The organism is Formosa sejongensis (genome assembly GCF_033447105.1).
Taxonomy (GTDB): Bacteria; Bacteroidota; Bacteroidia; order Flavobacteriales; family Flavobacteriaceae; genus Formosa.
The window spans coordinates 212836-228870 of sequence record NZ_JAWQUN010000004.1; the positions used below are offsets into that span (position 1 = coordinate 212836).

Consider the following 16035-nt stretch of genomic DNA (forward strand, 5'->3'; position numbering starts at 1 on the left):
GTTTAATATTTTGGTAATTTAACAATAAAAATAGCACCTTTTGGCTGATTATTTTCTACAATAATAGTTCCTTTATGGCTTGTAACTATGCCGTGAACAACACTTAGTCCTAAGCCAGAACCTTCGCCTACAGGTTTTGTGGTAAAAAAGGGTTGAAAAATTTTATCGAGAACGTGATTAGAAACACCTTGACCCTGATCGGAAATTTTCAAACAAATATCATTTGCATTTTCCAAAGCTTCAATGGTAACCAAATCGTCAGGTTTAGAAAAATATATGGCATTTATAATTAAATTGAAAATAATTTGAGTCAGCTGAATCGTATCTGCTTTAAGGTTTAGAACTTCACTATCAATTTTTACAATATACTTTACTTGTTGTTTTTTAAAACTTGGTTCGAGTAAACTCACTGCGTTTTTTATTAAAGGCACTATGTTTACGATCGTCATTTGCTGAGGCATTTCGCAAGCAAAAAACATGAGTTTTTTCACAACTTCACGAGAATAAATGGCACTGTTTAAAATTTTATCCAAATCATTTAATTCTTCTGCATTTGTTATTTTAGATTGTAATAATTCAGCAAAACCAAGAATATTGGCAAGTGGAGTATTTAATTCATGGGCGATTCCTGCAGTAATTTCGCCAAGAATATTCAGTCTATCGTTACGTTCCATTTGTCGTTTTAAAGAGGCTTCATTTTTAATAATTTGAAAACGCTCTAATAAACTCCCCAGTTTTAAAGCCACATTATTAAGCAGCATTTGCTCTTCATCTAAGAATGAATTCTTAATTAATTTCTCTGAAGAATAACTCGCTTTTATAAACCCATTTTCAACATTAAATAATTTAATTGGACTATAAATACTGGGTGAATTTTTATCAATTTCCCCTGTCTTAACGGTTAACGAATTATTTTGAATACAAATCTCTGTGTGTTTAGGATGCTGAAATGCTTTCTTTAAACAATAAGAAATAGCAGAAAACATATCTTCAACTTGTTCATAATCGGCATTTACTATTATTGAAGAAACTTCATAAAGGCAGGTTAATTCCTTAATACGTTCTTTTAATGCGCGTTCAGTAGAATTCATAAATTTTAATTAATCTATAAATTTACACAAATATTATACCTTAATTTTAGTTACTTGAAGATTTAATGATCTGTTTTTTATGAAAATAATTGTATTAAGTAAAGACTTGTTATTTATAATTCCAATACTGCAAATAACTAAAAATTAGTCGATTAAATTATAGTAAATTTTAACTGCATTTTTAGTGAACTATTGACTCTCGCTTGGTTTTATTTCATAATATTGTTTACTCAATTTTACAAATCATTTCAAGTTTAAAATTATGGCTAAACCTAAAAAAGGCATTTTAATCATACTTTCTTTTTTCGCTATTTATGTAATTTGGGGATCTACATATTTAATGAATAAAATTGTAGTGACAGAAGTCGCTCCATTTTTATTAGCTGCTATTCGTTTTTTAAGTGCCGGAACTTTAATCATGATTATTTCTAAGATTTTAAAACTTCCAATGCGCATTACAAAAGCGCAATTTACAAATTGTGTTATTGCAGGATTTTTGTTCTTAGTTTACGGAAATGGAATTTTTGTATGGGCACTAAAATATGTAGATAGTGGTTTTGCTGCTTTAATTGTGGCTACTCAGCCTTTATTTGTGATTTTCTTAATGCGCATATTACAAGGGAAAAAAATAAAACCAAAATCGTTAATAGGAGTAGGTTTAGGATTAGTTGGTATGTATTTACTAATCAGTCAAGATACTTTAAATTTAACAACCGAAAGTACTATAGGAATAGTCGTTATATTTAGTTGTGTTTTAGGAATAAGTTTTGCCAGTATTTTTGTGTCTAAAGCGAATTTGCCTTTTCACTTTTTAGTCACTACAGGATATCAAATGTTAACTGCTGGAACACTATTACTTTTAGGTAGTTTAGTTTTGGGCGAAACTTGGACGAGTCCGTTGCAATGGAGCCCAAAAGCTCAAATCGCTATGGTTTTACTTATTGTATTTGGGAGTATTGTAGCATTTACAGCCTTTAATTTTTTACTAAAAGAAGTCTCAACAGAGAAAGTCGCGACATCTGCTTATGTCAATCCTGTTATTGCGCTTATGTTAGGCTGGTATTTTTTAGACGAAAACATTACTACACAATCTATCGTTGCCGGATGTATTTTACTAACAGGAGTATATTTTATTAACTCCAAGAAAAAAGTTGTAATGTTCTCAAGATTTAAAAGAAATCTGAAAATTTAAATATCGATAATAAGTATTAGAATAAGGTGTTTTTTACGGTGTCGTAATACGAATCGCTTACAGGAATAATGGTTTCATTTAAAATTAAATCGCGTCCTTTTAAACCGGTTACTTTTTTAGAATTCACGATGTAAGAGCGATGTACTCTTAAAAACATAGACTTAGGTAGCGATTTTTCAAGAGATTTTAAAGTCTGATAACTCATTATTTTTCGACTTCCTAGGTGAAATACCACATATTCACTATCACTTTCAATATACTTAATGTCTTCTAATTTAATTTTATGTAAATCGTAACCTGATTTTACTGTAATATATTCAGATAGTTTGGTTTCAGTAGGTTCAGATTTTAGTTTACTCACTGCCTTTAAAAAGCGCTCGAATGTAATAGGTTTTAGTAAATAATCTAAGGCATTAAGTTCGAAGCCCTGTAACGCATATTCGGAATAGGCTGTCGTAAAAATAACCTTAGTTTCTCCGGGAATAAGTTTTGCGAAATCTGTGCCTTTTAAATCAGGCATTTGTATATCCAAAAATATAACATCTATAGTTTTACTTTTTATCGTAGACATAGCATCTAAGGGACTTTCAAAACTGCCTTCGAGTTCTAAAAAGTCAAGTTTTTTAACATAGCTTTCTAATAAGGTCCTAGCTAATTCTTCGTCGTCTATAATTAAGCACTTATACATGTTTTTCTAGTTTTAAAGACACACTAAAGGTATTATTTATTGTGGTAATTTTTAATTCGTGAGTATTCGGATATAAAATAGCCAAACGTTTTTCTACATTTTCTAAACCAATTCCGCCTAATTCATCTTTGCTAACAGGGGATTCTGGTATACTATTTTCAATTTTAAAATGTATGGTATTTTCAGTTGTTTCTATTGAAATATTAATAAAAGTATCTTTTACTTTTTCAATGTTGGAATGTTTAAACGCATTTTCAACATACGGTATTAAAAGCATAGGCGATAGCATAATATTAGGTTTAGTCACATTAAAAGCTGTAGTAATCGGATAGGTTTTACTACTCTTTAATCGGAATAATTTAATGTAATTATCAATATAATCAATCTCTTTTTGAAGTGTAACTTCTGCATGTTCGCATTCATATAACACATAGCGTAACATGTCAGACAAATAACTAATACTCTGCTGGGTTTTTCCCGTATCGATGCCCGACAGCGCATAAATATTGTTTAAAGCATTAAATAAGAAATGCGGATTTATTTGAGATTTTAAGAGTTTAAGTTCTGTGTTTAAATTTTCAGCTTTACTCTGTATCAATGCCTCTTCATTTTTCTGATTATAAAACACAACCTCAACAACAGTTGCAAGTACATAAGCCAAAGCAATAAGTAAACCTTGTGTTAGAAATAGTTCTGGAGGTCTGCCTGGCTGCCTGGCTGGGCCAGATCCTGGAGGTCCTGGAAAAGGCATTATATTTTGAGGTGTAAAAAAAGATGTCATAAGGGAAACCAAAATGAGCGCTAGAATGGAAACACTTATAAAGACTAAATATTTTTTAGTGAATAAAAACTTAGGCGCTGCATAATAGATAAGAAAGAGAATCAATATGATTTGAGCTATAAAAGCAGAACTGTTTTGTGGTAAAAAATGAGCCACCCAATTTTGCCCGGACCATAAAACAAGCCATATTATTAGTAATAATCCAATCTGAGAACTAAAGCGTTTTAATTTATTCATCTGTAATACGTCTCTTTATTAAACCTTCAATACGTTCCTTAAATTTATCTTTTAAGAGGTTGAAGGACACAAATTAAAGTAATTTAAAATAAATACGAAGCCATTTTACATAGGATTCTCACTACAGAATTACCCTTTCACTAAAGTAATTAGAGTATTCACTTAAAAGATAATACCACTCGTTGAAAACTTTAAAATGATACGTTACTAATACAGAACTTTGTATTCTAAAATATATAATAATTATGACAACAAAAATTTTAAAAACCGTATTAGGAATTGCATTTGTAAGCTTTTTTGGAACACAATCTATAAGCGCTCAATCTGAAGGAGGTAAAAAAACACCACCTTCAGCAACAGAATTAATGGCGCAAATGGATGCAGATGAAGATGGTAAATTATCTAAAGATGAAGTTAAAGGACCTATAAAAGAAAATTTTACAGATATCGATACAGATGAGGATGGTTATATCTCGACTAAAGAATTAGAAGCAGCTAAACCAAAAGGTAATAAACCTCCAAGAAATTAAAGTAGTATTTAGAGATCTTATGTTCCAGATTAAATGATTCTGAAAAACATATAGTATCTCCAAAAGTATAGAGATTAATAGCTCAAAAAAGACTTGTTTTTTTATAAAAGACAAGCCTTTTTTGAGCTTTAAAACAATTTTAGGAATACTTTATTAAGTGAAATAAGAGAGTTACAACATTAATAGCAGATTAAAAGAACGACTCTTTAGTCGTTTTTTACAGATATAAAAACCTTGAAATCCGAATAAATCATAATTGCATGGATTCCCGAGAAAAGTGTAGTTATCTTTGCAGAAAATTACAATATGTCAAAATCCTTTTCTGAATTAGGAATACAAGAAGCTTTGCTTCAAAGTTTAACCGATTTAAAGATTACTGTCCCAACAGATATACAAACGAAAACCATTCCTTTAATTTTAAATGAAACTAAAGATGTTGTGGCTTTAGCGAAAACAGGAACTGGTAAAACAGCAGCTTTTGGATTGCCTTTATTACAATTAATAGATACTGATAATACAGAGATTCAAGCGTTAATTTTAGCACCAACACGCGAATTAGGTCAGCAAATATTTGCGAATCTAACCGCTTTGGCTTCTCATAGCCCAAGTATTTCTATTGCTGCAGTTTGTGGAGGAATCCCTATAAAACCTCAAATAGAACGTTTAAAAACACCTACACAAATTGTAATTGCAACACCTGGACGCTTGGTCGATTTGGTAAAGCGTAATGCAATTAATATAAAAAACATTTCTCACTTCGTTTTAGATGAAGCCGATGAAATGGTGAGTGCGCTTAAAGAAGATTTAGATCTTATTATCAAGGAAATTCCTAAAACGCGTCGTACGTTGTTGTTCACAGCGACTATGCCTGGAACCATAAAGCAACTCATTCAGAATTATATGTCTAAACATGTGGTTCAGGTTGAAGCAGATATGGAAACGGTTGGTCATCAAGGTATCGATCATCAATATATTGTTGTCGAACCTATTGAAAAACTAGAGGTTTTACTACATTTCTTAAAGTCAAAAGAAGGACAACGCGGAATTATTTTCTGTAAAACCAAAGCTGCGGTTAACAAATTGGCTAAAAACTTAGCGATAAATAAATTCTCATCTGGAGCCATTCACGGGAGTTTAACACAGGGGATTCGTGACCGTGTGATGGGACAATTCAGAGAAGGGTATATAGACCTTTTAGTAGCGACCGATTTAGCGGCTCGTGGAATAGATGTAAAAGATGTAGCATTTGTTATTAATTACCATTTACCAGATGTTTACGACACTTATGTGCACCGTAGTGGAAGAACGGCTAGGGCAGGAGCAACGGGACTGTCGTTAACTATTCTGCAGGAAGAAGAAGTTAAAGATATAGCAGATTTTGAAAAGGAATTAGGTATTTCTTTTTCCGAATTAAAGAAAGCAGATGCTCAGACTATCGAGGAAAGCAATGCTTTAATTTGGGCAAACAAAATTTTTAAAACAAAGCCTAATCGCGATGTTTCAGAAACATTCAGAAATAAAATACATACTACGTTTCATCATTTAACTAAAGACGAATTAGTCGACAAAATATTGGCTCAATATATACTTCAAAATTCAGCAGTAGTTACAAAGGAAGAAACGTCTAAAAAGAAAAAAAATAAATAATTTCAATGGCAAACATTTTAAAAGAACAGCAGGATATTTTAAACAAATTAAATATCAAAGCGTTAAATCCCATGCAGGAAGATGCGCTTTTAGCTATTGAAAACGCAACAAATACTATTATTCTTTCTCCTACGGGAACAGGGAAAACCTTAGCCTTTTTATTGCCTATAATTAAAATGCTAGATCCTGAAGTAGAAGGAATTCAGGCATTAATAGTGGTGCCAACTCGTGAATTAGCGATTCAGATAGAACAAGTGGTTCGCGAAATGGGAACCGGATTTAAGGTGAATGCCGTATATGGCGGTCGCCCAATGTCTAAAGATAAAATTGAAATTAAACATACGCCTGCGATTCTTATCGGAACTCCGGGGCGTATCTTAGACCATTTTAGTGCGAATCGTTTTTCTAGAGATTCTATTTTAAATCTTATTTTAGATGAATTCGATAAATCGCTAGAACAAGGTTTTGAAGAGGAAATGCGTGGTATTTTAACACAATTACCAAATGTTGAAAGACGTGTGTTAACCTCAGCGACGCAAGGTGTTAAGATTCCGAATTTTGTAAATCTACATCAACCTGTAGTTATTGATTTCTTGGATGCTAAAGTACCTTCAAAATTATCCATTAAAACGGTGGTGTCACCAACTCAAGATAAAGAACAAACGCTTATAGATTTATTGCTGCATATCGGACATAAGCAAGGAATTGTCTTCTGTAATCTAAGAGATAGTATAGAAAATGTAAGTGAAGCTTTAAGAAAAAAGAGAATCAGTCATTCTTGTTTTTCTGGAGGTATGGATCAAAAAGATCGTGAACGTGCATTAATTACCTTTAGAAACGGAACCAGTCAAGTGTTATTGGCAACCGATTTGGCGGCACGTGGTATAGATATTCCAGAACTGGATTTTATTATTCATTACGAATTACCTCATGCAAAAGAGGAATTTACTCATAGAAACGGAAGAACAGCGCGTGTAAACGCAAAAGGAACAGCTTATATTTTAAAATGGAATAACGAGCAATTACCTGAATTTATTGAGAAGGATAAACCGATTGATATTTCTAAAAAAGTAACGTATAAACCTCAGTTCTGGGAAACCTTATTTATTTCTGGCGGACGAAAAGATAAAATTTCGAAAGGTGATATTGCAGGATTGTTTTTTAAACAAGGTGGATTAACAAAAGATCAATTGGGAGATATAGAGCTTAAACAAGACTGTGCTTTTGTCGCTGTACCTAAAAGTATGGCAGATAATTTGGTGTCGACTTTAAATAATTCAAGACTTAAAAAGAAGAAAGTTCGTATTTATGTCTTGTAATATAGATTGTTAGATTTATAGACTGTTAGAATATTAGATTGTAACTTATTATAATTATGATGAGACCCTGAACTAAATTCAGGGTGACGCTACGATGAAAATTTCGTCATGCTGAACGCGTTTCAGCATCACACAAGTAGCGTAACTATTCATGATATTTAGGGTGCTTGAGCGGAGTCGAAAGCCTTCTAATCGACATCTCGACTCCGCTCGATAACCCTTAACTCTAAAATCTAGAACTTATTTAACATCATTGAATCTTTGATATCTATCAACATGTGTATAATCAAATTATGATAATAGGGTGCTTGAGCGGAGTCGAAAGCCTTCCTAAGTAGCTGGATAATCATTTATATATAAGTATATAGGGTAAAAGTGTTTAGATGTTAGATTTGAGACCGCTACGCTGTTAGATACAAGAATCAAGATTTTTAGAAAGGTGTAAATTATATAATGAGACCCTGAACTGAATTCAGGGTGACGGTATTTTGAAAGTCTCGTCATGCTGAACTTGTTTCAGTATCACACAAGTAGCATAACTATTCATGATAATAGGTAGCTTGAGCGGTATCGAAAGCTTTCAAGATCATATCTCGACTCCGCTCGATAACCTTAAATCCATCACCTAACACTTGAACTCAATACCGTACATCAAACAACTATCAACTAACTCCCAAAAACTAACAGTAAGATAATAGTAATATAACATGCTGATTATTAGTTGTTTTTTATTTCAAAAAGATGATGCATACTATAAAATTAAAATGTACTTTTGCGCCTTCAAAAAATAATTGAATATGAAACGCATAACGGAATACAGAAAACTTTTTGAGGTTGAAAAAGATGCAGATTTAAAGACTTTAAAGAAGCAGTATCGCAATCTTGCTAAGGAATGGCATCCAGATAAATTTCAAGCAGGAGATCCGTTAGTGGAAGAAGCTGAAGCTAAAACACGTAAAATTACAGATGGTTATCATTTTCTTGTAAGCATTGCTCCTGAAACGAGAGAAGCTAACAAAGACGTGTATAACGAAACTATTAATTCTGGTGTTGCAGATTTTCAGTGGAACAGTTTAGTTTTAGAAGTTACTTTTTTAGATGGTGAGACTTACGAATACTTTGGTGTAACTAAACCAGTATATATAAAAATGGTTAATAGTGATAAAATAACTCGTTTTGCAAAACGTAGCATTTTTCCTAAATATACATATAGAAAATCGAAACGTATGGTTGAAACAGCATAATACGCCTGTTTTAAGCACATACTAGATCATATATAAAAGCACGAATCTCAATAGAGGTTCGTGCTTTTTTTATTGGGCGATCTTTCCTGAAATAGGGATACACTAAAATCTGTTATGACAAGATATCTTAAAAAATAAATGTTGAAATAGGTCTATAAATTATTGTAGCGTACAGTTTTCGTATTTCTAATATTAATGAAATAGTAATACCTTTAAAATAACAATCATAGAATTAAACAATATCATATTTGGAAACGCTATTGGTCTTTTAAAACAAACACTATTCATAAGGCGTTATTTAATTAAAACATTAATTCGGACTGAAAAGCAGTACGTTTAAATAAAGCTCCTATAAATTCCGATATACGTTAAACAAGAGATATTATTTGTAAATAAGCAGTATATAGATTACTTTTACCATGTTATTAAAAGCAAAAAGCCTATTGCTCGAACAACAGACTTTTCTAAACTTAATAATTAAATAATTAAATAATTACACTCTGCCACTTTGGTCAGAGGAGGTAAAAACTAGAGTAACCAAGTTTTGATAATGCTTATTGTAGTTTTAATACCAAGCTTTATCTCCTTATCATAGACAATCCACCAAGGTTGTCTTTTTTTTTCAATATTTTTCAATATTTCAAAAGATTAAAATTAAATTCCCTTAACATAAAGGTCTAAAGGCACTGACCTATTTTGGTATTGCTTCATAATAAAATAATTTTAGTTTAATGTATATCAATAATACAAATATAGTTAAAATCTATTGTTAATGCTTTAGTAATCGATAATATTTATCTACAAGTAGTTAACAATAAATTGGTTAATAAACAACAGAAATTGTTGATAACAGCAAGAATTTAGAAGAATGAAAATAAAACGATTTGCCAACAACTAAGTATTCGGCTCGACGAAAGGCCAGAACTAAATATGGTGTTCACGAATCCGGTTGCTTTGGCGTCTATGGGGAAAACGATATTTTTTTTGTAAGTGGTATAGCGTGTGTGAAGTTGTGTATGAGACTAAAACGCATAAAAATATTTGTATTCTTATCGGTTCTCGGTGTTTTTAAGTGGGGTAAACATACTGTAAGATCTTTACAGGTTTATAAAAAATGTTATAGTATCTATTTTACATATATCTTATATTTTGGTATATAGTACATGTGTGCTATTTATTAGTGTTGCCAGTAATTAAACAAAATCGAACAATAAATAGAAATAGATTAGTTTAAAAAGAATAATCGAAAATAAGCCAACTAAAAATGAAAGAAATAATTATAGAAAATAAAGGGGAGAAATATTCTGAAATGCTTTATAAAGTTGTGGAAGAATTTGACAAAGAACTTCCTGCTGAATTAAGCTTTGAAAATACTTTGGAAATTGGAATTGAAGCTTGGAATTTAGCTAATAAAAAAGAATTTTTAGAATCTAATAATCTGTATCAGAAAGAGCTTGAGAATTATGAATATTCTGAAGTTATTGATAAAATGGTTTCTTTTAAATTAGAACATTTCTCTAAATCCGACAATATAATTGTTGATTATAGCACAGAAAATGATACTCTGAAAGTAAAAACACAAACAGCTGAAAATCATTTCAACAGTTTTTTTAATAATATAGTATTTACCAATTCGAAACAAACCACTAAAAAATAAAAACTAATGCCAATAAATAAGTATTCGGCTCGACGAAAGACCAGAACTAAATATGGTGTTCACGAATCCGGTTGCTTTGGCGTCTATAAGGTAAACGATAACTTTTGGGAAGGTGGTTTAGGGGTTTAGTATTACACCATGTAATCCTTAGTATTTTATAAAAGATATAAAGCAGATAAGTTACATAAATCTTATATTTGAGTGTATATAGCACATGTGTGCTATATATTATTGTTGTGCATAATATGAAAAAACTCCTGTTCGCTATATTAATGATAACATTTAGTTGTTCAGACAAAAAATCTGAAACAAAGAAAAAAGAGATTGAAATAGTTGAAAATTGGACGGAATTTAAGACGACAGATTCTATTCCTGAGCTACTTAATCTGACTTTAAAAAAAGTTCTTAAAAACGACTTTAAAATAGCAAACCCAAATGAGCAATATAATGAAACTGACGTTCTAATTTACGATTCTGCTCCAAGAAGACAATTACGCCTATTATCTAGGAAAAATAATATTTGGAGAATTTCATATGTTCAAGGAGGATTTGGGAAACATTATGTTTTTGCAGAATGTAAATTAAAAAATGACTCTATATCAGAATTTAAAATAACTCAAACCAATCTGAAATTGGAATCCAATGACAGTATTGACAAATATTTAGCAGAAAAAAAACTGAAACCGAATGAGGTGGAAATAATAATGAAATAAATACTATACACAATAACTAAGTATTCGGCTCGCCGATAGGCCAGAGCTGAATATGGTGTTCACGAATCCGGTTGCTTTGGGTTTGTAATTAAAACGATAACTTTTGGGTAGGTGGTTTAGGGGTTCAGTAGCTTAATAATATAGCATGCGATCTACTCTATTTTATAAAAAATATACAGCATATAAGTTACATAAATCTTATATTTGGGAGTATGGTATATAGGTGTTGTGTATTGGTGTTTTATGCCATTAAGAAAGACCGAATGGACAATGAAATAAGTAAGTTTTATAAAGACCATTTTATATGGGACACTAATTAGAAAATATAAGCATAAGAAGTTTAGTATGAATAGAATCGTTTTAATTGTAATTGGAATATTGCTAACAAGTAACTGTATAGCATTTGAGTTAACCCTGCCCAGTATTTTTGCAGATCATATGGTTTTGCAGCGTAATCAAAATGTACCAGTATGGGGAACTTCAGAAGCAGGTGCTATAATTGAGGTTGTATTTGCAGGGCAAAGTAAAACGGTAAAAGCAGATGTAAATGGAAATTGGCGTATTGATTTAGAGCCCATGACAGCTTCTTCCGAATCGCGTATTATGACGATATCATCTAAACGTAATGGTGAAAGCACTGAATTTAAAATTTTAGATGTTTTAGTTGGTGAGGTTTGGTTAGCCGGAGGACAATCTAACATGTACCGCCCCTTCAGAATGCTTACCGACGAAGCCCGCGAACCTGTATATGAACCCATTGCAGAGTACTTGAGGAATGAGGAAAATACTGCAAACGATACGCTATTGCGCCAATTTAGGGTAGGTAAGGAATTTAATGTTCTTGAAGAAAATAACGAAGGAAAAGGTACGTGGTCTAAAGCTGTGAAAGGACCGGTACATGAATTTGGTGCAACAGGTTATTTTTTTGGTCGTGAATTGCGCCGTGAATTAGAAGTTCCTGTAGCGATTATAGCCTGTAATCTTGGTGGAACAAAAATAGAACCATGGATGCCAATACAGGCCTATCAAAGTAAACCAATACTCAATGATTATTATATAGAAGAACTAGACAGTTATAAAGACGAACTGGCTTTATGGGATCAGGAAAAGGTTGATAGCACATACCAAAAGCAACTTGCAGAGTGGGAAATAACAGTTAAAAACGCAAAAGCAAAGGGAGAAAAAGAACCTTCTAAACCAAGAAAACAGGAACATCCCGATAGGAATAAGCAAACAGCTTCAACCTTGTACAATGGAATGCTTCATCCTTTAATTCCTTATGCCATAAAAGGGGCTATTTGGTATCAAGGAGAGAGTAATGGGGATAATCTTCCCGAACAATATGCGATACGTCTTACGGCCATGGTAGAGGCTTGGCGTGAAGCTTGGAATCAGAAAGATTTTTATTTTTTATACTGTCAGTTAGCAAATTATAAAGACCCAATAGAACAACCCGTAGAAGAGGTAGATGGTTGGGTTATTATTCAGAATCAAATGCGACTTGCTTTGGATGTAATACCCAACTCAGGCATGGCAGTGTTAAACGATATTGGCGAAGCAAAAGATATTCATCCTAAAAACAAAATAGATGTAGGGAAAAGACTTTCATTATGGGCTTTGAGTCAGGCTTACGAAAAAGACCTTGTGTATAGTGGCCCTTTATATAAGCAATCAGAAGTAAAAGGCAATAAGCTTATCATTACTTTCGATCAGGTTGGTTCTGGCTTAATGACGGGTAAAAAGCATCTCTTAGAACCCACTATTGAGGTAAATGAACCGTTAAAACGTTTTCAAATTTGTGGAGCTGACAGGCAGTGGAAATGGGCAAATGCAGAAATTATAGGCACTAATAAAGTAGAGGTTTGGCATGAAGATATTTCAAAACCAGTAGAAGTGAGATATGCTTGGTCTCCTAATCCAGAAGGGGCTAATTTATATAATAAAGAAGGGTTGCCTACATATGTATTTACAACTATAGATTAACAGCAATACATTTGTGTTTCGAAATAAACATGTTTACCACACGATTTTAAATCATATCTCGACTCCGCTCGATAACCTTTAACTCTAATATCTAGAATTTATTTAACACCATTGAATCTTTGATTTCATTATCTCATCCGTGATTCTTGCAACATTTATTTATTATGATACAGGTTGCTTGAGCGGAGTCGAAAGCCTTATGAACGGTATCTCGACATCGCTCGATTAACCTATATGTATTGATTATCTCTAATACTTTGTAAAATCGCTCGTCACCCTGAACTCGTTTCAGGGTCTCACTAGATATTCAGACGTTATGTGATGCTGAAACTAGTTCAGCATGACGCATATCAATTAAAAGCAGGAATCGAAAAGCCTTTTATATGATATCTCGACTCCGCTCGATAACCCTTAATGCCAACATTTAGAACTTATTTAAGACCATTGAATCTTAGATTTTAGTATCTCACCCGTGATTCTTGCAACATGTATTTATTATGATAACAGGTTGCTTGAGTGGCGTTTAAAGCTTTATGAATGCTATCTCGACTCCGCTCGATTAACCTATATGTATTGATTATCTCTAATACTTTATAAAATCGCTCGTCACCCTGAACTCATTTCAGGGTCTCACTAGATATTCAGACGTTATGTGATGCTGAAACTAGTTCAGCATGACGCATATCAATTAAAAGCAGGAGTCGAAAGCCTTTTATATGATATCTCGACTTTGCTCGATTAACCTATATGTATTGATTATCTCTAGTACTTTGTAAAATCGCTCGTCACCCTGAACTCATTTCAGGGTCTCACTAGATATTCAGACGTTATGTGATGCTGAAACTAGTTCAGCATGACGCATATCAATTAAAAGCAGGAGTCGAAAGCCTTTTATATGATATCTCGACTTTGCTCGATTAACCTATATGTATTGATTATCTCTAGTACTTTGTAAAATCGCTCGTCACCCTGAACTCGTTTCAGGGTCTCACTAGATATTCAGACGTTATGTGATGCTGAAACTAGTTCAGCATGACGCATATCAATTAAAAGCAGGAGTCGAAAAGCCCTTTTTAGTCATATCTCGACTTCGCTCGATAACCTATATGTATTGATTATCTCTAATACTTTATAAAATTTCTCGTCACCCGAACTCGTTTCAGGGTCTCACTAGACATTCCATTATTCCAACAATAAAGCCAGTTACCAGCAAAATTACTACAACAAAACACAATTAAAATCCACTTAATTATTCAGTGAAGTAATTCTGTAAGAAGATCTGTAAATCAATCCTGATTTTATATATATAACTAACAATCCAATTAAAATTAACTAACACCGGTTCTTAAAAATCTAAGAGATTTAGGTATTATTAGGCTAAGAATATTCATCATTTTGGTGTTAATCTTCACTTTTTACTGTTTTTACTTCAAATAAAACTGAGTTTGATCGTAAAAACACTACAAAAACATACCGTCCTAATCGCTTCGATAAGTATAATCTTTATCTGTACATTACTTGTCTTTTTTGCTACAGAATCTAGTTACAACGCGATTGAGCAGGCGTCTTTATGGGTGCGTAATTACTTCGGTTATTTTTATTTGTATCTCGGTTTAGGCTGTGTGCTTTTAGTATTGGCTGTGGCGTTTTCTCCGTTAGGCACCATTAAATTAGGGAAACCTAATTCGAAACCAGAACACTCCCTTTGGGCGTGGACCGCCATGTTGTATAGTGCCGGTATGGGATCTGGTATTTTATTGCGTGCCGTGCAAGAACCTGTATTTATGCAACAACATCCGCCATACGCTTCAGGTTTGTCGGCAGAAACCTTAGCGTTAGAATACACCTTTTACCAATGGGGTTTAACGGCTTGGGCATTTTACGGGCTCTTTGCCATGGTTGTTGGGTATGCACTTTTTGTAAAACGTAAACATGTGCGTATAAGTGCAACAATAGAAGATGAAATAAAAAGTGAGACGGTTAGAACATCGGTAGATGTGATTACCATTGTCACCACCGTCTTCGGACTCGTAGCCGCGATTGGTTTAGGAACCACACAAATTAAAGGGGGCTTGAATCATGTTTTTAACACAGAATTAGGCGTAACCACAATATTAGTATTGTGTGTGGGTATTTCGTGCATTGCCTGTTATTCTGCGTGGCAAGGTGTAAATAAAGGCATTAAATTATTTTCTAAATTAAACATTATTATTACGCTTGCTATTTTACTTTTTGTATTTGTAACAAGTGATATGTTAGGGATTTTAACAGCATTTGCAGAAAGTACGTTTCATTATATTATAGATTTTATTCCTATGAGTCTCGCTTTAGGCGATTACAATCCTGGACTCTCTTTTTTAACCGGTTGGACGTTTTATTACTGGGCCTTTTGGTTGGCATGGGCACCTTTTACAGGCATCTTTATCGCACGGATCTCTAAAGGACGCACACTACGCCAATTGTTATTGGGCGTCTTAATTATTCCGTCGCTGGGAACTTTCTTTTGGTTTTCGGTATTTGGAACGGCGGCTTTTCAGCTTATTGAAGGGATGGACACCTATGCTAATGAGTTTGGAAATGTATTCTCTTCCATATTTGTATTCTTTCAGCATTATCCTTTTGCCGCGGTTTTAAATCTCACAACCATTTTATTGCTTATTAGTTTTTTAGTCACCTCTGTAGATTCTGCTGTTTTTGTCCTGAGTATGTTTACAGATAAAGGGTCTAAAGATCCCAATAAAAAGCACCGTGTAATCTGGTCTGTGTTTATTTTATTAGCCACCATTGCATTAGTACTTCTGGGGAATGTAAAGCCCGATATTGATGTGTTAGTAACCGTGTCTAAATTGTTAATTATAACCTCTTTGCCGTTTGCTTTTTTTATCCTCGTTATGATAGTCGTCTTTCTGAAAGATGTTATACGATTGAAAAAATCAAATTAATGTCTTCTTAC

The 16035-nt window shown here is 33.0% G+C and carries 12 protein-coding genes; 9 read left to right on the forward strand and 3 right to left on the reverse strand.

Annotated features, from left to right (window positions below):
• Nucleotides 1–2: 2 nt before the first annotated feature.
• Nucleotides 3–1091, reverse strand: coding sequence for a sensor histidine kinase (locus R6X41_RS06700; RefSeq protein ID WP_318498635.1), 1089 nt, complete (start codon nucleotides 1089–1091; stop codon nucleotides 3–5).
• 262 nt (nucleotides 1092–1353) lie between these two features.
• On the opposite strand from R6X41_RS06700, the gene R6X41_RS06705 reads away from it, so the two are divergent.
• On the forward strand, nucleotides 1354–2283 hold the full coding sequence (locus tag R6X41_RS06705) for an EamA family transporter (RefSeq protein ID WP_318498637.1): 930 nt from the start codon (nucleotides 1354–1356) through the stop codon (nucleotides 2281–2283).
• A gap of 16 nt (nucleotides 2284–2299) precedes the next feature.
• Here the strand turns inward: R6X41_RS06705 and R6X41_RS06710 are convergent, their stop codons facing one another.
• Together R6X41_RS06710 and R6X41_RS06715 are read right to left on the reverse strand one after the other, a co-directional pair.
• Nucleotides 2300–2971: a LytR/AlgR family response regulator transcription factor gene (locus R6X41_RS06710; protein WP_318498639.1), complete on the reverse strand. Its 672-nt coding sequence runs from the start codon at nucleotides 2969–2971 to the stop codon at nucleotides 2300–2302.
• Nucleotides 2964–3989: a sensor histidine kinase gene (locus R6X41_RS06715; protein WP_318498641.1), complete on the reverse strand. Its 1026-nt coding sequence runs from the start codon at nucleotides 3987–3989 to the stop codon at nucleotides 2964–2966. The genes R6X41_RS06710 and R6X41_RS06715 overlap by 8 nt, the downstream gene beginning before the upstream one ends.
• 245 nt (nucleotides 3990–4234) lie before the next feature.
• Here R6X41_RS06715 and R6X41_RS06720 point away from each other — a divergent pair, with 245 nt between their 5' ends.
• From R6X41_RS06720 to R6X41_RS06755, 8 genes are all read left to right on the forward strand, one after another.
• Nucleotides 4235–4519, forward strand: a complete 285-nt coding sequence (locus R6X41_RS06720; RefSeq protein ID WP_318498643.1) for an EF-hand domain-containing protein — start codon at nucleotides 4235–4237, stop codon at nucleotides 4517–4519.
• 306 nt (nucleotides 4520–4825) lie between these two features.
• Entirely contained in the window at nucleotides 4826–6166 is a 1341-nt protein-coding gene (locus R6X41_RS06725) for a DEAD/DEAH box helicase (RefSeq protein WP_318498645.1), read from the forward strand.
• Between the two features lie 5 nt (nucleotides 6167–6171).
• Entirely contained in the window at nucleotides 6172–7485 is a 1314-nt protein-coding gene (locus tag R6X41_RS06730; protein WP_318498647.1) for a DEAD/DEAH box helicase, read from the forward strand.
• Nucleotides 7486–8282: 797 nt separating this feature from the next.
• Nucleotides 8283–8729: a KTSC domain-containing protein gene (locus R6X41_RS06735; protein ID WP_318498649.1), complete on the forward strand. Its 447-nt coding sequence runs from the start codon at nucleotides 8283–8285 to the stop codon at nucleotides 8727–8729.
• A gap of 1264 nt (nucleotides 8730–9993) precedes the next feature.
• Nucleotides 9994–10386 (forward strand): hypothetical protein, encoded by a 393-nt coding sequence (locus R6X41_RS06740; protein ID WP_318498651.1) that lies wholly within the window; start codon nucleotides 9994–9996, stop codon nucleotides 10384–10386.
• Between the two features lie 245 nt (nucleotides 10387–10631).
• The gene (locus tag R6X41_RS06745) at nucleotides 10632–11099 is read left to right on the forward strand and encodes a hypothetical protein (RefSeq protein WP_318498653.1); all 468 of its coding nucleotides are present in this window, start codon (nucleotides 10632–10634) and stop codon (nucleotides 11097–11099) included.
• A 345-nt stretch (nucleotides 11100–11444) separates the two neighbouring features.
• Complete coding sequence (locus R6X41_RS06750) at nucleotides 11445–13082, forward strand: sialate O-acetylesterase (RefSeq protein ID WP_318498655.1); 1638 nt, start codon at nucleotides 11445–11447, stop codon at nucleotides 13080–13082.
• A gap of 1445 nt (nucleotides 13083–14527) precedes the next feature.
• Nucleotides 14528–16024: a BCCT family transporter gene (locus R6X41_RS06755; protein ID WP_318498657.1), complete on the forward strand. Its 1497-nt coding sequence runs from the start codon at nucleotides 14528–14530 to the stop codon at nucleotides 16022–16024.
• The last annotated feature ends 11 nt before the right edge of the window (nucleotides 16025–16035 follow it).